Origin of the sequence: Lentzea sp. NPDC092896 (genome assembly GCF_044754905.1) — a bacterium.
Taxonomy (GTDB): Bacteria; Actinomycetota; Actinomycetes; order Mycobacteriales; family Pseudonocardiaceae; genus Lentzea.
The window spans coordinates 224,096-248,230 of record NZ_JBIVPX010000001.1 but is presented as its reverse complement, the minus strand read 5'-3'; the positions used below and the strand labels follow the sequence as shown (position 1 = coordinate 248,230).

Sequence of the window (24,135 nt, the reverse complement as noted above, 5' to 3'; positions counted from 1 at the left end):
CGCGGAACAGCCCGTCCTCGTCGACCACCAGGACCGGAGGTCGACATGGCACGCACACCAGAGACCGACCCGCCAGGCCTGCCCGCCTACATCGAACCGATGAAGGCCGCCGCAGACGACGGCAACCTCGTCGACGACCCGCGCTTCGCCTACGAATTCAAACTCGACGGCTACCGCGCGATCATGCGAGTCGCCCCGAACAGCAAGACCGTCCTCACCAGCCGCAACAACACTGAATTCACGTCGTCGTTCCCCGAGCTGACCGGCGAACTGGGCGACGCGCTCGCGGGCCGCGCTGCGGTGCTCGACGGCGAGATCGTGGCACTCAACGCCCACGGTGTTCCGGACTTCAGCCTGCTGCAGAACCGCCGCGGCAAACCCACCAGCTCAGTCAAGGTCAACTACTACGTCTTCGACCTGCTCCAGCTCGGCGACCAGCCCCTGCTCACCGAGCCCTACTCCCGCCGCCGCGAGCTCCTCGCCGAACTCGAGTTCCCGACCGGCGGGCGCGTCTCGCTCACTCCTGCCTACACCCACGCCGAGCTCGCCGACGGTGGCCTGCGCCCGTCTGACCTGCTGACCGTCGCACGCAACCGAGGCCTGGAAGGCCTCGTAGCCAAGGCACTCGACTCCCGCTACGAACCCGGCCGCCGCAGCCCCGCTTGGCTCAAGCACGCCCTGATCCAAGGACTCGAAGTCATCATCGGCGGGTGGCAACCCGGCGAAGGCCGACGCGCCAACACCATCGGCTCCCTACTACTCGGCGCGCTCAACCCCACCGGCAACCTCGTCTACATCGGCAACGTCGGCACCGGCTTCACCGCCGGCATGCTCGACGATCTGCTCAGCCGGCTCACGCCGTTACGAACGCCGTCCAACCCGTTTACCGAGGTCCCGCGCGACCGCGCTCGCCGAGCCCAGTGGGTCCGTCCCGAACTTGTCGGCGAGATCGTCTACCGGCAGTTCACCCCTGACGGCCGCGTCCGCCACACTGCGTGGAGAGGCCTCCGCCCCGACCGACGGCCCTTCGAAGTCGTGCTCCCCGACCTAAGGCGCTGACCAGCCGCAGCTAGCCGTCGACGTCGACCGGATGCCCGACCCTCACCGGCAGTACCTCACGGGCAGTACCTCACGGGCAAGGTCGGTGACCCCGCTAAGAGATGGGCCAACCGAGAGGTCACACCCGCGCGTTTCAACATCAACAATGACGCGTTGACCCGGCTGGCGCTCGACGTCATCGACCAGGTGCTCCGCGACCCGACCCCGGAGGACGAACATCGGCGCGCGACTGGTCAGGACTCGCCTGGGCTGAACCGAGCACGAACACGCCGCTGCCTCCGCGCGCGCATCCCGATGAGAACTCCCCGCGCGACCGCAACCGGTCCCGCGCAACGTCGTCACACTGCGGGACCAAGGGCAAGGAAGACGGCCACCTCGTGGCGTCATGACATCACCTCGTAATGCGCGGCCACCGCAGGCAGCACTCCACACGCTGCGACCGGGATCGAGACCATCCCCTCCAGCTCACCCGCCCAGGACCCCGCCAGGATCGAACACGCCAGGCACACCGCGGCCGGGTTCGGGCCGTAGCAGTCGACGGCGTCCTCGTGTGCGCAGACACCCTCCGCGCAGTCCTCGTAGCTAAGCACCACCGGCGCGTGCCGGGTGAGGTGTCCGAGGACGCCAGCCGCGGTGTGGTGTTCGACCTCGTTCTCGTCGCCGAGCTGCAGGAGCCGTTCGATGACGCGCTGGTAGAGCAGCGGGTCCGGAAGCGCGCGTCCCAACGCCTCCAAGTAGGCGTCCCTCGGCCGTCGATGAGCGAGCTCGATGGCGGCGGTGCCATGTTCCAACGCCACCTCCCACGAGCATTCCGGGCACAGCTCACGGCGGGCGATGTGGTCGTTGCTGCGTGAGAACTCGCCCCAGGTCGGCACGGTCGTGGCGATGCTCCCGCACAACGCGGACACCCACGTTTCCGGGTTCTCCCGGGGCTTGACGGCATGCAGCGGCCGAGATGCGGAGCTGATCCCGATGGAGAACTTGGGGGCGCCCGGCTTCTCCAGCGTCAGGTCGAACAGGAACCCGGTGGTCATGGTTGTGTCCTCCGTGGACGATCGAGGGTCCGCAGGACCGGGCACGCGGAGCCCGGACTCACACCGGACCTCGCCGCAGATCTCTGGCCACGTCGGCACCGTCGCGGGGCGGGGGGATCGTGGCGAGGAGTGTGGCCGCAAGGTCAACGGTGTTGTCGAAGCTGGAAACTTCCGGGCTCCCCAGACTTGGCCGATGGCCGATCTCGACGAGCCACAGGGCGATTGCGCCCGGTGAGGGGGCATGGCGGCGCGAATACCAGCGGCGCCCGCTCGGGGTGCGTGCCGACCAGCCGTGGTCCGCTGTCCACCGGGCGTCGATCCCAGGCGCAGTCAGGTCCATCCACAACGCCGCGGGATCGTCGGCGTGCTCCTCGGTGACCACGGCATCGACCTGGGTGCCGGTGAGCTCGTGCACCGCGGTCGCGACGGCGCCGGCATAGGCCTCGGCGGCGGCCAGCGCGGGATGCGGTGCAGTGTGCCGGGCGCGGTGCAACGCCGCCGCGACCGCGATGACGGTGAGCGTCGCGGCGATAACTGCACCGCAGACGAGCAAGGCGAGATACAGCAGCACCAGCGCCGCGAGCAGCACGGCGGAGACGCCGGACGGCAGTGACCGCGTCGTGCTCTCGGCGATGTTGAGAACGACGTCGCCGTCAAGTCCGCCGAGCCAGCCTGCCGCGCCAAGAACAGCGCTGCCCGCGATCGCGCCCAGGACGATGTCCCGGCGCTGCTCGGCACCGCGCCAGGCGACGTACTCGCCGAGGAGCATGCCGAGGCTGACGAAGACGAAGATGATCACCGTGGTGCCTCGCTGGGGAATTCGCCGTCCGGACGGGGTTTCTCAACCGGATCGCTGCGAGTTGTCCGTGAGCGCAATGGCCTGTACTGCAAAGGATTTGGTGCGCGCAGGAACCCGACGAGCGGTCCGACGACCAGTGCGAGCCCGATACTTGCGACCCCGACGAGTCCCGTGTGGACGGCCAGGGTCGGGCCGATCGCCAGCCAACCCGCAGTCAGGCTCAGCAGGTCTGTGAGCACTCGCAGCAGAACGGGTGAGTAGCCGCGTCGCCGGGCGAGCGCCTCGATGATGCCGTCGCGCGGCAGCACTCCAAGGCTGGCGTCGAGGTAGAGCGCGACACCCAGGCTGAACCCGCACGTGCCCGCCACAAGCAACGCGATCCGGTTGGCTGTGCCGGTGACCGCGGGCAGCAGGAACAAGGTGATGTCGGCTCCGATGCCGGGGACGACGAACGCCGTGACGGTGCCGAGCCCGGGCTTGATCCTCAGCGGGATGTACAGGGCCAGCAGCAGAGCCTGCGTCACGATGATCGCGACTCCGAGTGTCCAGCCGGTTCGCGCGGCGACGGCGCTGTGCAGCACGTCGAGCGGAAGCAGGCCGGACTGTGCCCGCACCAGCAGGCCGATCGAGGCACCCATCAACGTGGTTCCGCCGAGCAGCAGCAGAACCCGGCGGGTCGTAGACCTCGGCGCCCCGGCCTCATCGGTGCTCATGGGCACCGCCGGACCGCACCGAGGGCCTCTTGAGCCGCAACCTGGTGCGACGAGTTTGCCGCCGCGGCGAGACGAGGAGGCCGCTGAGGGCAGGTGTCCTGGCTCGCGAAGGTGAGAAGCGCCGTCACCGTGCCGACGGTGCCGATTCGCTGCCAACGCGTGATCAGGGACATCTCACCTCCTCGAGTGGGGTGCGCGGCCCGCCCTGGTAAGGCCGTGGCGGGCCGCGCGGGTGAAGCGGACGGCGTCCCGTCAGCCGGTGACCACCGCGTTGCCTGGGCGCGATTCGGGCTGGGGTGCCGGCCGCTCGGGCTTGGGCTGCTGGGTGCCGGTCGGCGGAACGGTCGGCTTGGTCGACGTCGCCGGCGGCTGGCTGGGCTGCGTCGTGGGCGGGACGGTCGTCGGCGGCGTGGAAGGCGGCGTGGTGGTGGGCGGCACGGCCGCCTTGCCACAGCTGACCTGGGCGACCGTGATCGTCTGCACTGGCCCGGAGGCGCCGTTGATCGTGATGACCGCGCCGGTCGCCTGGTTACCGGACGCCGGAGGGAACTTCACAGTGCCCTTCTCGCCGAGCTTCTGGTCGGCCTTGTTCAGCGACTTGGCGACTCCGTTGCTGCAACTAGCCGACACGGGGCCGATGGACTGCCCGGCAACCACGACGTTGGCCGCCGACGCCTCGGCGAGACCCGCACCGGCTTTGACTGACACACCGGTGGCGGTGAACGTGCCCGCCTTGCCGGCGACGGTCCCCGCCGATCCGGACTTGATCTCCCCGGCCGAGCTCACCGCCGGAGTTGCCCCGACCGGGTCGACGCCGGTCGCGCTGATGCCGACCGCGGACGACGCTTCGGATTGCTGCGCGGCTGCGGTGCTGGAAGCGCCCAAGCCCAGGCTGGTGAGCGCGAGCGCGCCGATCGCGACCGATGCGAGTGTCGCGCGAGCCGACACGATGTCCTTGCTGACCACGAAAATCCCCCTCGTGTGTGGCACACCCCGCAGGCGCGGGACGTGTTGGTGCGTCACCGGATCAGCACAGGGCTGCCCAGCGGCACCCGTGTACTGAGAAGCTGCAGTGCGTCCGGCGGCACGCGGATGCAGCCGTCACTGGAGCGCTGCCCGAACACATCGCCCGTAGGCCAGCCGTGGACGCCCACCGTTCCTGGGCCTCCGCCGAAGCTGGTATGCGTCGGGCTGTGGGTGCCCAGCGGCAGCACGACCGGGCTGTAGCGCGGCTCGTCGGGCACGAGGTTGTCCAGCAGGAACGTCCGGCCCGCCGGAGTGGGTGCCTCGGGCTTGCCGACGCCCACCGTCCAGCGGCCGAGCTGCTGCTCGCCGTCGAAGACCGCGAGCGTGAACGCCTCGCGGTCGACCTCGATGCGGACGGTGGTGCGCTCCAGCTCGACCCGCGGGTCCTCGAGATAGATCCAGCCGGTCGCGCCCTGCGGGCGTACCGGCAGCAGAACCTGAGCCCACCCCGGCTGTTCTGCGATCACCGGAAGCCGGGTCTCCCCTGCCCACTGCCGTGCCGGCGCGGCCGCAATCGCCCGCTCCCCCGGTGCGAGATAGACCGGCAGCACGGCGGTCGGCTTCACCAGACGACCAGACGGAACGACGTCTGGGGCCGAGTCGCGCGGAGCGTCGGGCACCGTGCCATGTGTCGTGGCCGGAGGCAACGCCGCCAGGCCCGCCGCGTCCACCGGCAGGGGTGCGACGACCTGCTCCCCTGCCGCCGGTGCTGCGATCTGCGGTTGCGCGGCGAGCGTGCGCGGCGTCACCGCTGGTGTCGTTGACGGGCCCGTGGATGCCAGCACGACCGCGGTCGTCACAGACACGAGCAACGCGATCCCCAGCATCAACGTCGTCCAGCGCCCACCCTCAGGCGGGCCGACCAGATGCGCGCGACGCTGGGAAGCTGTTCTCGAAGGCTGTCTGGCAGGTACGCCGACCTGCAATTCAGAGTGGATATGGTCTGTCACGTCGGTGCCTCACCGGAATGCGGAAGGTGAGGCGGCACCAGTGCGCGGGCGTGCGGGCACCCTGATGCCGCCTCACGGCTCACTTGCCCAGCTGGGTCAAGAACTGGCCGTTGGCGGCGGGCGTGCCGACACCGGTCACGGTGTCCCACCCCGCAGCGGACTGCAGGGTCTGCGGCTTGTCGTCGAGGTTGACCAGGTAGTTGTTCGGATCCGTGGGCACGTCGACGTTGCGCCACTGGATCATGATCGGCGTCCACATCGCGGCCTTGACGGGCGCGACGTCGGCGATCGCCGAGCTGCCCTTGAGCTTGTAAATCGCCGAGTTGAGGAACCCGAAACGGCTGACCTGCTGGGTCTGCTGGGCATTTGCGACCAGCGCCGCGATCACCGGCGTGCCGAGCGACGTGCCACCACCAGGGAACAGCTCGAACACACCGGACTTGTTCGTGTAACCCATGCCCATGCCCGTGAACGCGTCGGAGATCGCGGAGATGTCCGGCACCGCACGCTTGCCGCGCGCGATCCAGTCCGGCACGACGCCCTTCTGGTAGTCGGGCATGTCGTAGCGCAGCGACACGCCGCCGCCCGCGCCGCCCGCGAAACGGCCGTCACGATCCTGCTGCGCCACCCACTGGCCACCGGACAGCGTGAAGCCCGAGGTCTGCCAGCCGGCGGTGAACTTCACCTTGTTCGCCGAGTCCAGCGCCACCGACGTACCGCCGATGCCGGTGATCCACGGATGCACCGCGGGCCAGCTGGCCTCCGGACGGCCGTTGAGCAGGCTGTTGTCGCCCTGGTCGCCGGAGCAGAACAGCAGCGCCTGTCCCTGGATCGCCGCCTGCAGCGCGATGGCGTCGACCTGCTCCCGCTCCGCGGCCGAAACAGCGGTCTCGCCCTCGAACAGCCAGCTGTTGCTGACGATCGACACCTTGTTCTCCGCGACCGCCTGGTTCAGCGCCTCGTAGAGCGCGAAGCACGAGCTCGCCGCGTAGTAGGTGATCTTCGCGGCCGGAGCCAGGGAGTGCACGGCCTGTACGTCCATCGTCTGCTCGGATGCCCAGACATCAGGGGCGTCGCCGAGACACTCCTCCTCGAACTCGAACTTCGAGGGCAGCACGGCGTTGTACTGGCCCTCGGTCAGCGCGGGCCAGGCGTATGTGCGGCCTGCCCGGTTGGTGTCGGCCACCACGGTGGGTGAGTTGTAGGCCGCGGTGATGCCGATGTGCTGACCGGCTCCGGTGTTGGCCGCGGTCAGCCCGTAGATCGCGCGCAGCTGCGTGGTGTTGTAACCGCAGATGTCATTGCTCTGCATTCCGTTGCCGTGCATCTGCGGCACGTCGGTGTTGTTGACCGCTCCCCAGTAGGGCGCGCAGTCGGTGCCAGCCGCCTGAGCCCCCGCAGCGGCCTGCGCACCGGGGCGCGGCGCTCGCTTGCCGGTGATGTTCTGCGGGACAACGGTCTTGGCGCTGTCGTCGATGCCCACCACCGCGGTCACCACACCCGCGAGCTCACGCGGAAGCGCGAGCGGCTTCTCCGGCGCGACCAGGATCTGCTCGCGGCCGTCGCGCGCCTTCCGCTTGTAGGTCGACAGCGCCGTGGAGAACGCCGACTCCAGCTGACCGTTGGTCCCCTCGACTGAGATGAAGTGCCGGTTCGACGCGACCGAGGTCACCGTCAAACCCTTGCCGCGCAACCAGTTGCTGACCTTGTCCACACTGGCCTGCGTCGGCGCGAACCGCTCGGTGAACTCCGCGGACGACAGGAACTTTCCGTGCTGTGGCGAACCGGACGTCGACACCGCCTTCGCCAAGGCCTGCGCCCCACGCTTGTCGCGCAACTGCAGGGCCACCTGCACCTGACGTCGCTGCCCGTCGTCTGCCTGGCCCACCTTGCTCTGCGGTGACGCCCAGCCTGGCGTCGCCGCCAGGTTCAACTCGGAGTCGATCACCTGCGCTGACACCGTCGGTGTGACGAGTCCCGCCAGCGCGGCCGCCGCGACCATCACTCCCGCGATGCGGGACGGTCGAAATAACATTGATAGTTCCCCCGTTATCGGATTGATCCACCGCATCGGCATTACGCGACGAGAACACAACGCTGCACCTGACACAGTCACGTCAGGTCCGCGCAAACAAACGATTGCTCGCCTCGGCGGCCAGTTCTCGGCGCTGCTCGATGCGGACCAGCGTCCCCTACTGACATTCTGATCAGCGAATATGTCGCCGATTGCTGCACACCCTGCCTCACGATCAGCTCGGCGGTCAACCGTTTCTCGACGATATCCGCAGAGGCAATCAGTATTGCTGGGATCGTGTTTTGCGCACGTTGATCTGCTCGCGCATTGCTGATGCGAGAAGATTGTTAAGTTGGCTAGAAGATTCGTTGTTTCCGTGCCCGCTTCTGAACGAGCTCCAGACCTGCGTTGCGCCCAGGTGTGCGAGCGCAGGGAGCTACTGGGCGACGATCGTGTCCGGGAGGATGACCGCCACGGCGGGCGGGATCGCCGGTGGGCGGTCCCGCCATGATCGGAAGCCCATCTTCCGATGCATGGCGGGACCGCGGCGGCCGCGGCCCGCGAGGCGCGTGGAGCTGGGGGCATCCACAACGCTCGTCACGGCGGCGACCTGTCAGGGAAAACAGGGAGGAGATAGCCGCCGGAACGCGGGCCGCGACCACGCGCACCCTCCGGCTCGACCGCGGACGCGGTCGAGCGCCAGAAGGGACGAAGCTGGGCAGCAGATGTAGTCCAGTTGGGATCACGACCCGCATACCGACGAGGCTCATCAACTAGCCCGGTTCTTCGGGCCGATGTGCACGGCCTGAGCCGCGGGAGTGTGCGCGGTACACACGCATCCTTCGCGCAGCGTGCCGAACACTTCATAGGACCACCACGTGTGCGTGACGTCGTCGAGCTCGTAGACCGCTGGTCGAATCGCGGCCGGAATCACTCTGCGGCCCCGGGTTATCGCCGGACGCCTGGGAGTCAACGACCCGGCGAGCAGGTCGATATCCGGACGCGGCTCTCGCACCATGGAGCAGCATGTGGTCAGCAATGGTGAGATCTCGGTCCACAGCTTGTCCGTGAGCCGTCCGGCGACGCCAGCGCCGTACACCGCGAGCGCCAGCTGATCGCCGATCTTCTCGAACTGGACCTCGAGTTGCAGAACCAGCCCGACCTCGGCAAGGACACGTCTCGCCTCCCACAACGCTTCCCGCGCCGGAGCGCCGACGTGCTCGCGCCGGTCGAAGAGCTCGGGATGGTTGACCGCGATCAGCTCATAGTCGATGTGGCCGCAAACCGTCCGAGCCACGCCGGTCCAGCGCGGAGGACGGAGGTGCCAGTCGACCACAGTCGCCACGTCATCGGGCACCAAGGCCTGCGTGGGATCCAGCCTGCCGCCACAGCTTCCAGGCTCGGGCAGAAAGATCACCCTCGCTCCGCCACCACCGGCGTCACTATCGGATGGTGTGCGATGTGCATCTGTGTTCACCCCGACATCCCCCAATGTCGCTCACGACGCCGCAGGCTGGCCGCGGCGGCCATCTTCGCTCGCACAGGCGGCGACCCCTTCCGGGACACCGCGCCACTTGAGTCGTCCAGCGCCCTGTCAGCCAGCCGCTAGGAGCCCGACCGGCTCTCAAAGACATCTAACTGAGTCGGCCCCAGTCCCATGTGGACCACCGAACGACCTGGAGCCACCCTACGCACAATATTGACGCAGAGTCACTGGATGCCAGGATGAGTCCCCATTTATACACTCGAATGGAGTAGTAGTCGAGTCAAACTCACGCGCGAACTAGCCCTGAGAACCACAGTTCGATCACTCTCCGTGCCTGCCTGTATCAGTTAGACAACGCTCGACATCGACAGCCAGGCCGTGATTTTGGTACACACTGAAGCAATCGTGTCGACCGACCGACGCGTAGACCGTCAGCAAGACAGCACGTTGACGAGCGATGCCGTGATCACGCGACGGCTGGCGCCTGCCGCGATGACCCGTGCAGGAAACTCGCCCTGCGCAACAAGTTCGTATGCCTTGCTTCTGGAAATGCCGAACGCCGTAGCCGCTCTCGCTACGCTCACAGTCGCCGGCCAAGACCTGACCTCTTCCAGGGTCGGGCCGTCATCCAGCTGCTCTACGTCAAGTTCTTCGTCCTTCACCGAGCCCCCCAAGTGTTCGTCTGTTCGTACTGCGAACAGACGACTTAGTCTTTGTCGCTCGTCGCCTGGTTGTCAAGCGAACACCAAAACTGGCAGACTCCGCGCCGTGACAGACAGGACCGGGGCCGCGACGGTCGGCGAGGTCGTTGGCGAGAACGTTGAGCGCCTGCGCCAAGTGATGCGCCCAGGAGGACTGACCCAGCACGAGTTAGCCCGCTTGTTCGCCAGTCGTGGCGCACCGCTAAGCCGCAGCAAAGTCGCCGCGATCGAGGCCGGCAAACGCCCCAACCTGTCTTTCGCAGACGTCCTACTCGTCGCGCACACGCTGAACGTCGAGCTGGCTGAGCTCTTCGAGGGCATCGGTCAGGTGTCTTTGACGGACAAGGTGGCCCTCAGCCGAGCACAGGTTCGCGATCTCATCCGCGGTCTAAGTGTGCTCGACGGGGTGGAGTCATGGGATCCGTCCACTCGCGAGGCAGACCTACATGGACTCGCCGAGACTCGTCGCGAAGGAGAGGAGAGGCTACAAGCAGTTCAACGAGGAGGAGTCGAAGCGGATGCGGCGCTCGCCGAGCGCTTGCGCGTCTCGCTGGACGATGTCGTCGAGTGCGCAGTCGCCCTCTGGGACCGCACACTCACCGCTGAGCGTGACGCGCGCGTGCAAATGTTCGGCTCCATGGACAGAACCGAACGCCAAGCCCACCGCGGGCACATCACACGGGAGCTTGGACTCAAAATCCAGGCTGCGCTGATCGAGCGCGGGCTGGTGGACAAAACACAGCTACAGACCGAGGAGTAGAGGTGGCCGACGACGACGATCCCATTAAGGAGATCGTTATAGCCAGCGGCGCGACGCGGTTCGAGTATGTGGTCGATCTCGGAAACGATCCCGAGACTGGAAAACGACGGCAGCACCGACGCCGCTTTCCAACCCGACCCGAGGCAGTCAAGGCGTACGGCAAGCTCATGCAGGAGCTTGAGGATGAGACGTACATCATGCCGAACGACATCGAACTGACGCCGTTCCTAGCGAGGTACGAGAGGCATGCGATCCGCAGCGTGGAGAAGGGCACTGCTGCGAACATCAAATACGCACTCAAGGCGGTTAACCGCTGGGTCGAGACTCGAACCGAGCGCCGAGTGCAGAAGTTGCGACAGAGAGACATCGAGGACTTCGTTGACTGGATGCTCACCAAGGGGCGCGTCCGCGGTGGCCCAACCGGGACAGGCCTGAGCGCACGCACCACGAACCTATCGTTGGTTTACCTGATCGCAGCACTCAACTGGGCCATCGACGAAGACCTTGTCAGGAAGAACGTGGCACTACGTGTTGAGATCCCCAGATGGGCACGAACAGCCCAGAAGGTGGCAAGAAGAGAGAAGAAGGCAAAGATCTACAACCCAAAACAGGTTCAGATCTTTCTCGCGAAAAACACGCACAGTCGGCTTGACTCGACCGCACGTCTGGCACTGATGGGACTGAGGCCGGCCGAAAACTGTGGCGTCCGATGGGAGGAGGACATTGACTGGGGTTCGTTTGCAGAGTTCTGCGACGAACACCTCAAACGATGGTGCCGAGATTGCTACGGCGCCGACGACGACTACAGACTGGCCACAATCGATGTAGGCAACACGCGAACACTGGTCGACGGCGAGATCGAAGAAAAAGATGCGAAGTCAGAAATGGGCAATCGAACTCTGCCCATGCCTGCATTTGTTGTCTTTCCGCTTCGCGACTTCTATCTCAGACAACAGAAGGAACGTCTTAAAGCCGGAGAAGCCTACGAGTACTCGGGTTATGTTCTCGTAGACGCACTCGGCCGACCGTACACGCCGGCCCAGCTACGCGATGAAATCTACGTGATGATGGATCATGCAGGGCTGCACCGCACCGTGCTGTACAACTGCCGACACGTCTGCCTAACGTTTTTGGCAATGAACGGAGCGGCAGCATCCGTGATTGCAAAATGGGCCGGCCACGCCGACGGCGGGGAGTTGGCCATGAGGGTCTACATCGAGCCTGACGACACCGACATGGTCAAGGCCTCGAAGGTGCTCGGCCGCATGTTCGCCTAGCTGCGAGACGGCACCTGTGACACGTTGTGACACGGAACCTGGTCAGGGCCCCGAGTCACGTAAGCAACCCAAGGCCCTGACCTGGACAAACGGCCTCCGACTCTCGTCGGGACGACAGGATTTGAACCTGCGACCCCTTGACCCCCAGCACAGTCCCCACGTCGCCCCTGACCTGCATCGCCAGAATATCCGCTGGTCAGCCCCTTGGCCTGAGTTGGTCTGACGTGGTTTCGCTTGGTCCTCCAGCGGACCTCGTCTCCCAGGTTTCTCCCAGCGGCTCCCACCCATCGCAGCGTCGAGGACCGTGGACGGCGTCGGGCAAGCAGCACTCGTGCGGTCTGGGTACATCCGCCGTTTATGGACAATTCGTGGACATTGTCCGTCTCACCCGGTCAGCCCAGTAACGCGAACACCGCTCACTTCGTTAGTCACAGACATGGAGTTCGCGGCGGGGCGCGGATCCGCCACGCTCCCACGCGGACACCTGCGATGGGGAGTGAGAGCCATGCCGACCGGACCCGAGATTCCGCATCGCGAGTTCGTCGACTGTCGAGACACCCGAGGGAACCTGATCCGGGTGGGGGCTGGGTCCACCCAGGACGGCCGAATCGTCCTCCTCAACCCCTCCGGGCACATCCCCATCCTCAACGCGCAGCAGGCCACCGAGCTCGTCGACAAACTCCGCCGCGTGATCCAGGACGCCGCCACCCGAGACAGCTAGACCTCACCTCAGCGCATCTCTGCTGCGCTGAGGTGAGGTAAGAGATCAACCAATGCGCTCGGCGGCTGAAGAGCGGACGGGGCGTGGTCAGCTGCCCTTGATGTGCGCGGGAAGCTCAGCCAGCGCGACGGCGACAGGCACCCACTGGTCAGGCTGCATGTCGAGACGGCTGATGCTCGGCAGGTACCGCATCGACCTCGGGTGCACCCACAGCCCGAGGCCGGACGACGTCCAGCAGACAATCGCGCCGGGGTTGGCGTCCGCCTCCGGGGGAAGGTTGAACGTGGGCACCGCGTCCCCGTTCGCCCACAGGTAGCCCAGCTCGTCAACGGCCACCGCCACGATCTCTGAGTGCACCGAGACAGGGACGTGTCCCCAGCTGTCTTCGTGGCTCGAGATGTCGCGGACTCGGGGCGGGCAGGGCCAGCCGGGCAGGTCGAATGCTCGGGCGTGTGGCGGGGTGGTCACCGGTTCTCCTTAGTGTTCTGTGCGTTGAGTGTGATGGCTGCGATGAAGCCGGGCAGTTCCGGCAGGATGTCCACGTCCGCGACGTCGATGCTGTAGTCGCCACGCTGGAGCAGGTCGGCGATGTCGTAGGCCAACATCGCCAGGTCGGCTTCGGACACCGCTCAGCCCTCCATCAGCCCACAGGACACGGCCGTGCTGGTGGCCTCGTCGTCGCTCATCGCCGACACTTCGCTGGCCGAGTACGACTCGGACCGCTCGGTGACGAGCTTGCGGCGGGCGATCTGGGCGGCGCTAGCGGCCAGCAGGTGCGGCGCCAGCTGGTCCAGCCACCCGATGCAGTCCTCGCAGAACCGCGTCGGGTGCGGGTCGCCGGGCAGCCGCACCTCGTAGAACGGCACCCACTCCTGGGTGATGTGGTCGGCGCCGTGGGTGTCGGAGTACTCGTGCTCCCGCCAGCCGACGATGCCGTCGTACTCGCTGTTGTGGCGCAGCCCGCACTGGTACGACACGGTCGGATCCCACACCTCGTCAGGCCCCAGGTCGTCGTCGACCACGGTCTTGAGGGCGGGCTCTTCCCAAAACACGAGCACCGCGGCCGCCGTGTTCACGGGCGCGGGCCGCAGCGGAGAGTCCTGACGCACGCGCGTCTCGGTCGCGTTCCACGCGGCCTGGAGCCCGCCCTCCAGCACGAGATCAGCGATCTCGCGGGCCTTGTACTTGCGACCGTCCACGACGAACTTCGGGACGGGGTTCTGCCAGCCGTCCTCCAACACGATCCCGAGCTGCGAACACGCTTCGGCGATCTGCTGCACGACACTGGGCCGGGTGCGTGGGGTGCGGCGGCCGGCGTGCTCGACCGACGCGGGCGGCTCGAACTGGGCGAAGAACTCCGTGATGGCCGCAGCCTTCCGGCAGCCGGGGTCGTCGCAGCCGCTCGGGCTGGGGCACTCGTCGCCGTTCAGGTGGTGGTCGCGGGCGTACTCGTCGGCGTTCTTCCAGACGGTGTGGCCGTCGTAGGACGCCTCGCTGCTGCCCGCGCAGTAGCGGTCTCCGCAGAGGCCGCCGGTGCGGTGCGGGAAGCCGTTGGTGGTGGTCTGCATGATGACTCCTGAGACTCGTCAGACGCTCATCACGACGCTGACGGGGACGGCGCGGGTGGACTCGTCGCGGCCGAGCAGGCAGCCGTAGGCGACGCTGTGCCACAGCTGGTACTCGCGCACGCCGCCCTGGCTGCGAACGTGGAGCTTGCAGCCGTGGTCGCACTCGTTCATCGACTGCACCTCGGACCAGTTCTGGCCCGGCTTCACGTAGACGGTGACGTGCGAGTTGATCTCGCGCGCCTCGGCGCCGACGATGCGCATCTTCGCGGTGGTGGTCTGCATGGACTCTCCTTGATCAGGCTGCGGTGAGGATCTGCGCGGCAGCGAGGTGGTAGCAGCGGACACCGCGCTCCCCCGCCTTGCAGGTGCAGGTGCGGCGGTACTGGTCGATCTCGTAGACGTTGGCGCCGTTGGACGACACGGCCGCGAAGGTGGCGGGCGTCGTGCGGACGATCGCCTTGAGCTCGATGAGCTCGGCGGCCTTGACGATCTGCTCGGGCTTGTAGTCGAACGCGGCGACCTTGATGGCCTCGCGGACCTTGGCGGCGCAGCGGCGGCCACGACCAGCAGCGATGGACTTGGCGGCACGCAGGACGCGACCGCAGCCGAGGCACTTGGCGGTGGTCTGCGTGGCGGTCATCTGGGGCTCCTCGACTTCGTTTATGTCTTGCAGTGAGACACTAACTCTGCGAGACTCGCCGAGTCAATAGCTGTTTCAGCACGAGACAGAAACGAGGTAGGGTCTTGGAGGTGGGACGCCCCAAGTGGAAACCGGAAACCATCGCGCAGCAGCACGCGATCAAGGAAGCCAAGGCCGCCGCGGACCATGCCGACAACGCGGACAACCTGATGTGGCAGAAGGTCCAGACCGCGCTTGACGCTGGCGTGCCAGCCGCGTACATGGCCGAGACGGTGCGTCGGGGTCGAGCAACGCTGTACCGACACACCACGCCGCCAGGCAACACACACGCCGCCGAGACCAACGAGGAGAACTGACCATGGACCCCGACGACATGTCCAAGCTCGGCATCGCGTCTCTCGCGGGCCTGGGTACCGGGCACGGCGCGATGCTGGCGGCGGAGATGCAACGCGGCCTCGACCGCCGGCACAGCCGCGAGACGCCGCATCCCGACGAGGTCGAAATTCCGGAGAACGTGACGTTCCAGGCGGACCTGTGGCAGTACATCGAGTGGCTGCGCGGCTACACCGCCAAGGGCGGCAGGCCGACGCACTCCTACGACTACGAGTTCAAGGCCGAGCGCTGGCGGTACGCGCCGCGAGAGTTCGCGGTGAACGGCGAGTGTGGCTCGCGGTCCACTCAGGTGATCCTGGGTCCCGGTGCGCAGGCGTTGAACCCGAACCCGTGGAAGCCCTTCGGCGGGTTCGGCCACAACAACCTGTACTGGCTGGACGACTTCAAGGTGATCGGACGCTGGGTGCCGATCTACTCGAACCCGGAGTTCGACGAGTTCCGAGGGCTGGTGGACCGTGCCTGAGTCTCCTTCTGCCCTGCTGGAGAGAGCAGCGGCCCGGCTGGACGAGCTGGCGAACGCTGCGCCGCAGGGCCCATGGAAGGTCGCGCACGACGGCGACGTCCACGGGTACGGCCCGGTCCCGATCATCTACTCGGAGCACGGCGACGTTGAGGTGCAGCACGCGCCCGGCGTACACGACTGGCTGCGCGTGATGAACCCGGTCATCGCCGAACCGCTGGCGAAGTGGCTGCGTAACTCCGCCCGCTACCTGCACTTCGAACGCGGCGCAGTCAGCAGCCCGGAGAACGGCCGCGCCTTCTTCGAGGGCAAGTACGGCGGCGCGCTGGAGTTCGCGCGCCGCATCCTGGGCGAGCACATCGAGGAGGGCGCGTGAGCATCGAGGTAATCCGCCGCACGATGGACACGATCGACCGCTGCGGCTGGGCGATCATCGTGCACCCCGACGAGAACGGCCTGCTGCACGGCTACACCGTCGGCCTCACGTTCTTCCGCGTGCCTGAACTGCACGCGTCAGGCTTGCGACCGGAGAAACTGCACGAGATGCTCGACGCCCTTGCACGGCAGCAGTCGACACTCGGTGCATTCACCGCCGGCCAGATCAGCACGGCCGTTGGCGTCGACGTCCGCTTGGACCCGCGAACGGACCTCCAGTGCATGAACCTGGTCCTCGCGCTGTTCGGCGACAACAACCCCGTCCCACCCACCGCGCTCGATGTCTCCGTACTGAAGGAGGCGACGTGAGCCACTCCAACACCGAGTTCGCAGCCATCGCCAAGCACGGCACCATCCTCCAAACCGAGGTCGGCTCCGGCGTGCACGGCCTCTCCATCGACGGTGCCGGTGACCGCGACGAGATGGGCATCTGCCTGGAGCCGCCTGAGTTCGTCATCGGTCTGCGCACGTTCGAGCAGTACGAGTACCGCACCGCGGCCGAGCGCACCGGCATCAAGGACGCCCGCTCCGAACCAGGCGACCTCGACCTGGTCGTCTACTCCCTCAGGAAGTGGATGCGCCTTGCCCTGCAGGGCAACCCGACCGTCATCACCCCGCTGTTCGCGCCGGACGAGGCGATCGTGCACATCACGCCTGCGGGCAAGGAGCTGCGCGCGAACGCCGACATGATCGTGTCCCGGCAGGCCGGCCACCGGTTCATCGGCTACCTGCGCGGGCAGCGTGAGCGAATGCTCAACGGCAACGTCGCGGCGCGCGTCAACCGCCCTGAACTCGTTGAGCAGTACGGCTTCGACTGCTACCTCGACGACACCGAGTTCCTCACGCGTCGGGGCTGGCTGCGGTACGACGAGATCGCAGACGACGAAGCCGTAGGCACGGTCAATCAGGTTTCCGGTGCGATCGAGTTTCAGGTGCCGAGCGAACGCGTCGCCAAGCCCTACAGCGGGCCGATCCACTTCTTCCGTCACCGCTACAGCTCATGCGCGGTGACTCCGAACCATCGCATGTGGACCTCGCCCGTTAACCGCGGGCCGAGCGGCCGTATCGGCAATGTCTACCGACCAGAAATTGCCGACTGGGGTTTCCGTCGCGCTGACGAACTCGGCAAGAACCACCATGTGCGAGTGGTCGGCACACCCCGCGAGGACGAGTACCCAATGCCGGACAGCATGTTGGCGCTGGTCGGCGCGTTCGTCTCCGAAGGGAGTGTCGCCAAGCGTCGCAAAGACGGAACCGCGTCGGTGATGGTGTTCACGCAGAAGACCGGCAACCGGCTGGAGCCGGTGTTGGCCGCCATCGGTCAGGACCACGCGATACGGCAGTTCACCTACACGCGTGAGCCAGATGCGTTCCGGTCCACCTCCTGCGAGTACAGCGTCTACACGTTGGCGAACCGCAAGCTGGCCAATCAGATCGACACGGAGTGTGGCTCAGGTGCCCTCAACAAGCGCCTGCCAAGCTGGGCCCTCGACCTGTCAGCACGGCAGGCGGAGGTGCTACTCCATGCGCTCCTGGCGGGTGACGGCACGCGTTGTCGCGGTGGCTGGCAGGTGTACTACACGATCTCACCTGGGCTCGCGGGAGATGTTCAGGCCTTGGCGGTGATCGCAGGTCGGCGCAGCAACATGTGGGGGCCGTACAACACGGGCATGTACCAAGTGATGATCCAGGAGCCTGGACGCGAGTTCGAGACGCTGAAGCTCAGCGCCAATCGCAGGGTCGAGGATGTCACCGATCGGCGGATCGTGTGCTTCACCGTGCCGAACGAAACGCTCGTGACGCGGCGGGAGGGCCGCGTAGCGATGCACGGCAACACGAAGTTCGCCGGCCACATGGTCCGGCTCGGCGTGCAGGGCGTCGAACTGCTGGAGACGGGCCGGATGACGCTGCCGATGCCCGAGCCGTGGCGCACCTGGATCCGAGATCTCAGGCAGGGCAAGCACACGGAGCAGGACGCCATCGACGCGGCCGCTGACCTCGAGGCCCGACTCATCGACCTGACGGACAACGCGGATCTCCCCAAGCAGCCAGACACGGCGCGGGCCGACCGGTGGCTGATCGAGACCTATCAGGCGAAGTGGGTGTCATGACGCGCGCGTTCGAGGACGTCGTGACCGAGTTCATGGCCAAGCAGACCAGGATCAACGAGGCCAGGCAGCGCACCGTCGACGCGCAACAGCGATCGATCGGCCTGCAACGGCGGACGATCGACCTCCTCACGCAGCGACTAGACCTGCTGTCGCAGCGCGTCGAACGGCTGGTTGAGGAACGGAAGGGTGCTCGTGGGTAACCAGATCATCAAGCAGCCGGACGGCAAGTACGCCGTCTTTTCGAGCATCACCGACACGATCATCTTCTGGGACGCCACCCATGACGAGGTCGTGCAGTTCTTCGTCGACCGCGCCGCCGAGGACACGCGTCGGAGCGTCGAGAAGGTCTTGGCGCACGTCGCCGCAGACAATCCCCGCGAGGCCTACTACCAGTTCACGATGACCTGGCAAGAGGCGTTGAAGGACGACCGCGCCGGCGGCGGCACGGTGTGGAAGGAGTACGGCCGTGGATGACCTCGTCAAGTGGCTGCGCGAGCAGATCGCCGAGGACCGGTCAGCCGCACTGCTGGCGACAGCAGGCCCTTGGCGGCACAACCCCGAGAAGCACTGGCGCAAGCCGGGAACCGTCTGGTGCGAAGAGGCCGTGTTCGCTGGTGCTGCCGGTGCCGACGCGATGTGCATCGCAGGTACCGGAAACAGCGATGACCCGCAGTCGACGGCGGACGCAAGACACATCGCCCGTCACGACCCCCGCGCTGTGCTGACCCAGTGCGACGCGCACGAGGCGATCCTCAACGAGTGCGTACGGGTGCGAGAGAACCACTTCTCGGACGACTTCACGGCCGACCATCTCGCTGAGCTTGTGGTGCGACAGCTCGCCCTGGCCTACCAACACCACCCTGGATACCGAGAGGAATGGAGACCATGAGCGACCACGACAAGCCGTGGCACGGCACCGCGAGCATCGAGGAGAACGCTTCCGCGCTGCGGAGCGAGGGCGACAACGCCAGCCCTCCCGTGTACATCGAGCCTCTTCTGCGGCAGGCGCTCGACACCGGGCTCGCCTACTGCGCCCGCGAGATTGCCGATCGCACGCCCGTGGTCGAGCGGAAGCCGTGATGTGGCCGTTCGACGACCTCGTGCCATGGCTGCGGGCCCGCATCGCCGAGGACCGACTGCGAGCAGATCACCTAGCTGAGGACTTCACCGTCACCACCGCGCCGGAGGACGTCGTCGAGGCTGTCTACGAGGTGGCCGACCAGCGCGCGCTGCTCGCGGCGTGCGACGCGTACACCGCGGTCCTCGACGCCCACGACAGGATCGCCGCGACCGCCGAGCACGAGGCGAGAGAGTTCGTCCGCAACATGAACGGCCCTCACCGTCCTAGCCCGGAGTACGAGCGCAAGCGGGAGTCAGGCTGGCACCGCGAGGGCCAGGTGCGCGGCGCCCAGATCGCGGTCCTCGGCGTCGCCCTCGCCTTCCGACACCGACCCGACTTCCGAGAGGAGTGGCGCGGTGCCTGACCGCTACACCGACCTGTCCCGCCGCGTGCACCAGCGCTACGCCGGCACCGCCGACGACCGGCACGCGTTCAACAACGACCCGACGTTCCGCGCCAGCATCGAGATGATCCGCAAGATGGTCACCGCGACCGACGCGGCGCTCGCCGCCGAGGGCGTCGACGAGGTCATCCGCGACCGCGTTGCCCACCGGGTGCTGTTCGGCGAACCGCCCTACGCGTACCCGGTGCCGGACTTCCGCGAGGCGCTCGCTCGGCTCCGCACCCGCGACGAGCGACTGCACGAGCTGGCCACGCTCGACCTGCCCCGGATCCAACTCGACTGGCTTCCATGACTGAGCCTGACGCAGACCAGCTGAACGACCACGCTCGACAGGTCGATCCCCGACGGCAACCACCTAGGAAGGCAGCCTGATGATCCAGTTCTTCGGTGCCCGCTGGGACGCCCCGCAGGTCGATCCGCCTGCCGTTCAGGTGGCAACGCCGATCGGCGAGCCGTGCCTGCACTGTGGTGAAGCAGTCGAAGCCGGTGACCGAGGGCTCCTCCGTATGGCGATCCGAGCCGGAGGAGCAGGCGTCGAGCCAGTGCACATGGAATGCGATCTACGCATGACGCTCGGCGGAATAGACCACCTCGCGGGCCAGTGCTCGTGCTCAGGACACCATGCTGGCGGCCAGGCTGCGATCTACAACAGCGCCCGGGAGGAGGCGACGGCGGTGCTGGCGTGGTGGAACCAGCGCAGGGCAACAACAGGTCAGCCGCCCTTATGAGACTGCGCCACGGCCCAGCCCGGACAGAGCCGACCCCATGCACCAGCCCCAGCTACCGGAACCCCACGCATCGAAGGGCCCGCCCATGACCTCGGATGATCTCGTTCCCCGGATCCTCGCCGCCATCGAAGCCGTGGAGGCCTTGGTCGAACAGGTGGCCGAGGAGGTTGGCGCAGAGTGGTCAGATGGCGGTGAACTCGGCAATTCGGTGTGGACGAAGGACGGCTCCGGCTACGTTGCGGCCGGCCCGTACGACTACATGTCGCGTGAGCTGCGTCAACACATCGCCCACCACGACCCGGCCTCGGTGCTCCGTCGCTGCGAAGTGGACAGGCGGACTGTGGAGCGTCACTCGACCATCACGGATGCCGTCTTCTCAACGTCCCCCGGCAAGCCGGGCGTGTGGCTGCCGAAGTGCTTCTACTGCAACAGGCGAGCCCCGTGCGATGACCTGAGGGACATGGCGGATCGCTACGGCATCACCGAGGAGGAGCACGACGAGGACATCGTGCCCGCGATCCTTTCGGCGGGCCAGTTCAGCAACGGGCAGGGCACCGTCGAGCTCGACGCGGACGGCCGACTGTTCCTGCTGGTCTGCCGCGAGTGCGACGTTGACGAACCAATCCCGTTCAGCAGCGCCGAGGAGCGCGGAAAGTGGGCAGCCGGGCACCGTGACGCCACCGGACACGACTCCTGGTGGAGCCACGACCACACGTCGAAGGAGACGACCTGATGGCCAAACACACCTCGCTCTACTGGCAGCCGTTCCAGTCGACGACACCGCTGGCCGAGGACATCGCGCGCGATCTGCCTGTGCCCGAGCTTCAACCTCGCTGGCACACGATCGTCGCCTGCGCCGCAGGGTTCCCGCTCGGCTACGCCGTCGGGTTCGGCATTGCGTGCCTCGGACTCCTGGTCATCGGGTTCCTCATCGCGGCGTACATCGAGGACGAGCTGCGGTTCCGCACGTGACCACCGCCGACCTGTTCATGGCCAAGGTCCTCGCCGACGTCGCCCGCATGAACGAGGTCACCCGTACGGAGCCGTGGCGGACAGTCGGGCGCGCCGTCATCCTGCTCACGGCCGAGCAGGTCGAGGTGGTCGCCGACGTGAACTGCCCTGATCCCGACAACCTGCCTGCATGGGAGGTCGGTGTGGGTCGGCTCGCCGGGATGTCCATCCGGCGCGTTGACACGTTTGAGGAGTCGACTCCGTTCCTCCTTGGCTGGGTGCGCGACCGCGATCGCCACCTCGCCCACCCCGAACTGCCTGACCACACCACCGAGGAACTGGAGTCGTGAACATCCAGCCACAAGGCCCCCGCATCGGCGCCCGAGTCCTACTGCTCGACGCCAACGACCGCGTTCTGCTCATGCACGCCCGCGACCCACACGACCACGCACACCACTGGTGGGAGCTGCCCGGCGGCGGGGTCGACCCTGGCGAGAAGCTGGTCGACGCCGCGGTGCGCGAGGTCGCCGAGGAGACGGGCATCGTGCTGACCACGCTCGATCGGGAGTTGTGGGTGCGCGAATCCCGCTTCCAGTACATGGGCGCCGACCACCACCGCGTCGACCACGTGTTCCTCGCCCGCGTCACAAGCACAGCCCCGCAGGCCGCGCCCCGGCCGACTGAGACCGAGCGGGCAGGCCTGATCGAGCAGCGCTGGTGGACAGCAGCAGAACTGCACGGGTGCACTGACAAGGTCCTGCCGGCGCGCCTCGCCTGCCTGCTCGACGACGTCTTTGCCGGCGCGCTGACCGCGGCGCCGCTGTTCATCGACTGAGCAAGGCCACCCACTCCGCGTCCGGTTTTCATTTAGCTTGACAGGACGCATACTCTGAGCGAGCACTCCCGGTGCGAAGCCGACGGTTACTTCGACTGCTTATCGAACCCGTTCCGTCAGCGACCTTGATCTCGGGAGCGCGACAACTCCACACGTGCCCGGTGCGCAGGTCGCGGATACTTCACCGGAACCATGGGTCGCCGGTTCGAGTCCGGCCATCCGGCCCTTGTGGCTGGGTGTAGCTCAGACGGCAGAGCAATGGATATAAGACCGCTGCCGACTTTGATCTCGGGCCACGTGTGGGGCTGGAACGCTCCCCTTCCGCCGAAGGGTTGAGCCCCTTGTCGAAGTTCAACATCACCCGGCCGCGTCCGGCCGTCACGAGCCCGATCGTCACCGAGCCGAGCCCGTCTGCCCGCACCCACGAGGGCGGCGACGGCTACGCCCGCGACACGAAGTCCGAGCTGTTCCTGCTCGCCGTGTCGAACATGGGCGGCGAGGACACCTTCTACGAGTCCGGTGGCAAGCGCGACGACCGCTACACCCGGCTCGTCCACGCGGCCGCTCTCGCGGATCCTGAGTGGACCGCGCGCCTGCTGAACTGGCTGCGCAGCGAGGCCAACATGCGCACCGCATCGCTCGTCGGCGCGGCCGAGTTCGTCAAGGCCCGCCTCGCCGACGGCGCGGACACCGGCGTCTCCAACCGCGCCGTCATCGACTCCGTGCTGCAGCGCGCCGACGAGCCGGGCGAGCTGCTGGCCTACTGGACCAGCACTCACGGCCGGAGGATCCCCAAGCCAGTCAAGCGCGGCATCGCCGACGCCGCGAAGCGGCTCTACGACGAACGAGCGATCGTGAAGTGGGACTCCGACGCGCGCGGCTTCAGGGTGGCCGACGTGCTGAACCTCGTGCACCCCACGCCGCGGGCCGACTGGCAGGGCGCGCTCTTCCAGCACGTCCTCGACCGGCGCCGGTCGAGCGACGCCCCGATCCCGGAGTCGTTGGCGACGCTGGTCGCGCGCGCCGAGCTGATGCAGTGGCCGCTCGAGGAGCGTCGCGCGCTGTTCGACGACCGCATCCACGCGACGAACGTGCTGCGCCGGGCGGGCATGACGTGGGAGTCGGTCGCCGGCTGGCTGCAGGGTCCGATGACGAAGCAGGTGTGGGAGGCGCTCGCACCGACCATGGGCTACATGGCGCTGCTCCGCCAGCTCAGGAACTTCGACGAGGCCAGCGTCTCCGACGAGGTCGCCGCCATCGTGGCCGCCAAGCTGGCCGACCCCGGCCAGGTCGCGCGCTCGCGGCAGTTTCCGTTCCGCTTCCTGTCCGCGTACGAGGCGGCACCGAGCCTGCGCTGGGGCCATGCCCTGGACCAGGCGCTGCAGGCGTCGCTGTCGAACCTGCCCGCCCTGCCGGGCAGGTCGCTGATCCTCGTCGACACCTCGGCGTCGATGACCAACACGTCCATCTCGGCGCGCTCGAAGGTCACCCCGGCCAAGGCCGCGGCGGTGTTCGGCGTCGCCTTGGGCGCGAAGGGCGAGCAGGTCGACGTCCGAGGCTTCGCTGACGGCGTCTTCGCTCACGACGTCGCGCGCGGCGCGTCGGTGATTCGCGAGGTCGACCGGTTCCTCAGGCGGATCGGCGAGGTCGGGCACGGCACCAACATCGTTGGCTCCCTCGCCCGCACCTACAGCGGCCACGACCGGGTCTTCATCATCTCCGACATGCAGACCATGGCCGGCCCCTACGGGCAGGGCGTCAACGACGTCGTGCCGAAGAACATCCCGGTCTACGGCTTCAACCTCGGCGGCTACCAGCACGCGGCCTACGCCACCGGCAGCGGCAACCGCCACGAATTCGGCGGCCTCACCGACGCCACCTTCAAGACCATCCCCATGCTCGAAGCAGGCAAGAACGCCACCTGGCCGTTCTGAACGCGCTAGCCTCAGTT

35 protein-coding genes are annotated in these 24,135 nt (G+C 67.0%); 21 read left to right on the top strand and 14 right to left on the bottom strand.

The features are described 5' to 3' along the window. Window positions 1-45 precede the first annotated feature (45 nt). Window positions 46-1,059, top strand: a complete 1,014-nt coding sequence (gene ligD / locus ACIQF0_RS01580; RefSeq protein WP_401023377.1) for a non-homologous end-joining DNA ligase — start codon at window positions 46-48, stop codon at window positions 1,057-1,059. 383 nt (window positions 1,060-1,442) lie between these two features. Here ligD and ACIQF0_RS01575 read toward each other — a convergent pair whose 3' ends face one another. From ACIQF0_RS01575 to ACIQF0_RS01535, 9 genes are all read right to left on the bottom strand, one after another. Beyond that, a complete protein-coding gene (locus ACIQF0_RS01575; RefSeq protein WP_401023376.1) occupies window positions 1,443-2,093 on the bottom strand; it encodes a hypothetical protein in 651 nt (216 codons plus the stop codon). Window positions 2,094-2,151: 58 nt separating this feature from the next. Next, window positions 2,152-2,892, bottom strand: a complete 741-nt coding sequence (locus tag ACIQF0_RS01570) for a hypothetical protein (RefSeq protein ID WP_401023375.1) — start codon at window positions 2,890-2,892, stop codon at window positions 2,152-2,154. After that, window positions 2,889-3,605, bottom strand: coding sequence for a YitT family protein (locus ACIQF0_RS01565; protein WP_401023374.1), 717 nt, complete (start codon window positions 3,603-3,605; stop codon window positions 2,889-2,891). Before ACIQF0_RS01565 ends, ACIQF0_RS01570 begins: the two co-directional genes overlap by 4 nt. 252 nt (window positions 3,606-3,857) lie before the next feature. Continuing rightward, window positions 3,858-4,571, bottom strand: coding sequence for a hypothetical protein (locus tag ACIQF0_RS01560; protein WP_401023373.1), 714 nt, complete (start codon window positions 4,569-4,571; stop codon window positions 3,858-3,860). A 53-nt stretch (window positions 4,572-4,624) separates the two neighbouring features. Next, the gene (locus ACIQF0_RS01555) at window positions 4,625-5,437 is read right to left on the bottom strand and encodes a L,D-transpeptidase (protein ID WP_401023372.1); all 813 of its coding nucleotides are present in this window, start codon (window positions 5,435-5,437) and stop codon (window positions 4,625-4,627) included. A gap of 223 nt (window positions 5,438-5,660) precedes the next feature. Continuing rightward, the gene (locus ACIQF0_RS01550; RefSeq protein ID WP_401023371.1) at window positions 5,661-7,616 is read right to left on the bottom strand and encodes a protease pro-enzyme activation domain-containing protein; all 1,956 of its coding nucleotides are present in this window, start codon (window positions 7,614-7,616) and stop codon (window positions 5,661-5,663) included. Window positions 7,617-8,031: 415 nt separating this feature from the next. Next, on the bottom strand, window positions 8,032-8,196 hold the full coding sequence (locus tag ACIQF0_RS01545) for a hypothetical protein (protein WP_401023370.1): 165 nt from the start codon (window positions 8,194-8,196) through the stop codon (window positions 8,032-8,034). 168 nt (window positions 8,197-8,364) lie between these two features. Further along, the gene (locus ACIQF0_RS01540) at window positions 8,365-9,012 is read right to left on the bottom strand and encodes a hypothetical protein (protein WP_401023369.1); all 648 of its coding nucleotides are present in this window, start codon (window positions 9,010-9,012) and stop codon (window positions 8,365-8,367) included. Window positions 9,013-9,512: 500 nt separating this feature from the next. After that, the gene (locus ACIQF0_RS01535; RefSeq protein ID WP_401023368.1) at window positions 9,513-9,743 is read right to left on the bottom strand and encodes a DNA-binding protein; all 231 of its coding nucleotides are present in this window, start codon (window positions 9,741-9,743) and stop codon (window positions 9,513-9,515) included. A 106-nt stretch (window positions 9,744-9,849) separates the two neighbouring features. On the opposite strand from ACIQF0_RS01535, the gene ACIQF0_RS01530 reads away from it, so the two are divergent. From ACIQF0_RS01530 to ACIQF0_RS01520, 3 genes are all read left to right on the top strand, one after another. Beyond that, complete coding sequence (locus ACIQF0_RS01530; RefSeq protein ID WP_401023367.1) at window positions 9,850-10,542, top strand: hypothetical protein; 693 nt, start codon at window positions 9,850-9,852, stop codon at window positions 10,540-10,542. 2 nt (window positions 10,543-10,544) lie between these two features. Then, window positions 10,545-11,819, top strand: a complete 1,275-nt coding sequence (locus tag ACIQF0_RS01525; protein ID WP_401023366.1) for a tyrosine-type recombinase/integrase — start codon at window positions 10,545-10,547, stop codon at window positions 11,817-11,819. Window positions 11,820-12,396: 577 nt separating this feature from the next. Then, complete coding sequence (locus ACIQF0_RS01520) at window positions 12,397-12,540, top strand: hypothetical protein (RefSeq protein WP_401023365.1); 144 nt, start codon at window positions 12,397-12,399, stop codon at window positions 12,538-12,540. Window positions 12,541-12,627: 87 nt separating this feature from the next. Here the strand turns inward: ACIQF0_RS01520 and ACIQF0_RS01515 are convergent, their stop codons facing one another. Genes ACIQF0_RS01515 through ACIQF0_RS01495 form a run of 5 tightly spaced genes read right to left on the bottom strand, consistent with a single transcriptional unit; the run spans window position 12,628 to window position 14,748 of the window. After that, window positions 12,628-13,008: a hypothetical protein gene (locus ACIQF0_RS01515; protein WP_401023364.1), complete on the bottom strand. Its 381-nt coding sequence runs from the start codon at window positions 13,006-13,008 to the stop codon at window positions 12,628-12,630. After that, a complete protein-coding gene (locus ACIQF0_RS01510; protein WP_401023363.1) occupies window positions 13,005-13,166 on the bottom strand; it encodes a hypothetical protein in 162 nt (53 codons plus the stop codon). The genes ACIQF0_RS01515 and ACIQF0_RS01510 overlap by 4 nt, the downstream gene beginning before the upstream one ends. Window positions 13,167-13,169: 3 nt before the next feature. After that, complete coding sequence (locus ACIQF0_RS01505) at window positions 13,170-14,108, bottom strand: hypothetical protein (RefSeq protein ID WP_401023362.1); 939 nt, start codon at window positions 14,106-14,108, stop codon at window positions 13,170-13,172. 18 nt (window positions 14,109-14,126) lie between these two features. Beyond that, window positions 14,127-14,390, bottom strand: a complete 264-nt coding sequence (locus ACIQF0_RS01500) for a hypothetical protein (protein WP_401023361.1) — start codon at window positions 14,388-14,390, stop codon at window positions 14,127-14,129. A gap of 13 nt (window positions 14,391-14,403) precedes the next feature. Next, the gene (locus ACIQF0_RS01495) at window positions 14,404-14,748 is read right to left on the bottom strand and encodes a DUF6011 domain-containing protein (RefSeq protein ID WP_401023360.1); all 345 of its coding nucleotides are present in this window, start codon (window positions 14,746-14,748) and stop codon (window positions 14,404-14,406) included. 110 nt (window positions 14,749-14,858) lie between these two features. On the opposite strand from ACIQF0_RS01495, the gene ACIQF0_RS01490 reads away from it, so the two are divergent. From ACIQF0_RS01490 to ACIQF0_RS01410, 17 genes are all read left to right on the top strand, one after another. After that, a complete protein-coding gene (locus tag ACIQF0_RS01490; protein WP_401023359.1) occupies window positions 14,859-15,104 on the top strand; it encodes a hypothetical protein in 246 nt (81 codons plus the stop codon). Between the two features lie 2 nt (window positions 15,105-15,106). Then, window positions 15,107-15,604 (top strand): hypothetical protein, encoded by a 498-nt coding sequence (locus tag ACIQF0_RS01485; RefSeq protein ID WP_401023358.1) that lies wholly within the window; start codon window positions 15,107-15,109, stop codon window positions 15,602-15,604. Continuing rightward, window positions 15,597-15,977 (top strand): hypothetical protein, encoded by a 381-nt coding sequence (locus tag ACIQF0_RS01480; protein WP_401023357.1) that lies wholly within the window; start codon window positions 15,597-15,599, stop codon window positions 15,975-15,977. The genes ACIQF0_RS01485 and ACIQF0_RS01480 overlap by 8 nt, the downstream gene beginning before the upstream one ends. Then, a complete protein-coding gene (locus ACIQF0_RS01475; protein WP_401023356.1) occupies window positions 15,974-16,345 on the top strand; it encodes a DUF4262 domain-containing protein in 372 nt (123 codons plus the stop codon). Before ACIQF0_RS01480 ends, ACIQF0_RS01475 begins: the two co-directional genes overlap by 4 nt. Further along, a complete protein-coding gene (locus ACIQF0_RS01470) occupies window positions 16,342-18,147 on the top strand; it encodes a DNA polymerase beta superfamily protein (protein ID WP_401023355.1) in 1,806 nt (601 codons plus the stop codon). Before ACIQF0_RS01475 ends, ACIQF0_RS01470 begins: the two co-directional genes overlap by 4 nt. Next, window positions 18,144-18,347, top strand: coding sequence for a hypothetical protein (locus tag ACIQF0_RS01465; RefSeq protein WP_401023354.1), 204 nt, complete (start codon window positions 18,144-18,146; stop codon window positions 18,345-18,347). The genes ACIQF0_RS01470 and ACIQF0_RS01465 overlap by 4 nt, the downstream gene beginning before the upstream one ends. Beyond that, window positions 18,334-18,621: a hypothetical protein gene (locus ACIQF0_RS01460; protein ID WP_401023353.1), complete on the top strand. Its 288-nt coding sequence runs from the start codon at window positions 18,334-18,336 to the stop codon at window positions 18,619-18,621. The genes ACIQF0_RS01465 and ACIQF0_RS01460 overlap by 14 nt, the downstream gene beginning before the upstream one ends. After that, complete coding sequence (locus ACIQF0_RS01455; RefSeq protein WP_401023352.1) at window positions 18,614-19,036, top strand: DUF6221 family protein; 423 nt, start codon at window positions 18,614-18,616, stop codon at window positions 19,034-19,036. Before ACIQF0_RS01460 ends, ACIQF0_RS01455 begins: the two co-directional genes overlap by 8 nt. Next, window positions 19,033-19,227 (top strand): hypothetical protein, encoded by a 195-nt coding sequence (locus ACIQF0_RS01450; protein WP_401023351.1) that lies wholly within the window; start codon window positions 19,033-19,035, stop codon window positions 19,225-19,227. The genes ACIQF0_RS01455 and ACIQF0_RS01450 overlap by 4 nt, the downstream gene beginning before the upstream one ends. Beyond that, window positions 19,227-19,631, top strand: coding sequence for a DUF6221 family protein (locus ACIQF0_RS01445; protein ID WP_401023350.1), 405 nt, complete (start codon window positions 19,227-19,229; stop codon window positions 19,629-19,631). Before ACIQF0_RS01450 ends, ACIQF0_RS01445 begins: the two co-directional genes overlap by 1 nt. After that, window positions 19,624-19,962 (top strand): hypothetical protein, encoded by a 339-nt coding sequence (locus ACIQF0_RS01440; RefSeq protein WP_401023349.1) that lies wholly within the window; start codon window positions 19,624-19,626, stop codon window positions 19,960-19,962. Before ACIQF0_RS01445 ends, ACIQF0_RS01440 begins: the two co-directional genes overlap by 8 nt. 79 nt (window positions 19,963-20,041) lie before the next feature. Beyond that, entirely contained in the window at window positions 20,042-20,398 is a 357-nt protein-coding gene (locus ACIQF0_RS01435) for a hypothetical protein (protein WP_401023348.1), read from the top strand. A gap of 85 nt (window positions 20,399-20,483) precedes the next feature. Continuing rightward, complete coding sequence (locus tag ACIQF0_RS01430) at window positions 20,484-21,131, top strand: DUF6221 family protein (RefSeq protein WP_401023347.1); 648 nt, start codon at window positions 20,484-20,486, stop codon at window positions 21,129-21,131. Further along, complete coding sequence (locus tag ACIQF0_RS01425; protein ID WP_401023346.1) at window positions 21,131-21,370, top strand: hypothetical protein; 240 nt, start codon at window positions 21,131-21,133, stop codon at window positions 21,368-21,370. Before ACIQF0_RS01430 ends, ACIQF0_RS01425 begins: the two co-directional genes overlap by 1 nt. Then, complete coding sequence (locus tag ACIQF0_RS01420; protein ID WP_401023345.1) at window positions 21,367-21,699, top strand: hypothetical protein; 333 nt, start codon at window positions 21,367-21,369, stop codon at window positions 21,697-21,699. The genes ACIQF0_RS01425 and ACIQF0_RS01420 overlap by 4 nt, the downstream gene beginning before the upstream one ends. Further along, window positions 21,696-22,184 carry an NUDIX hydrolase gene (locus tag ACIQF0_RS01415; RefSeq protein ID WP_401023344.1) on the top strand — a complete coding sequence of 163 codons (489 nt, stop codon included), beginning with the start codon at window positions 21,696-21,698 and terminating at the stop codon, window positions 22,182-22,184. Before ACIQF0_RS01420 ends, ACIQF0_RS01415 begins: the two co-directional genes overlap by 4 nt. 341 nt (window positions 22,185-22,525) lie before the next feature. Next, entirely contained in the window at window positions 22,526-24,118 is a 1,593-nt protein-coding gene (locus tag ACIQF0_RS01410) for a TROVE domain-containing protein (RefSeq protein ID WP_401023343.1), read from the top strand. The last annotated feature ends 17 nt before the right edge of the window (window positions 24,119-24,135 follow it).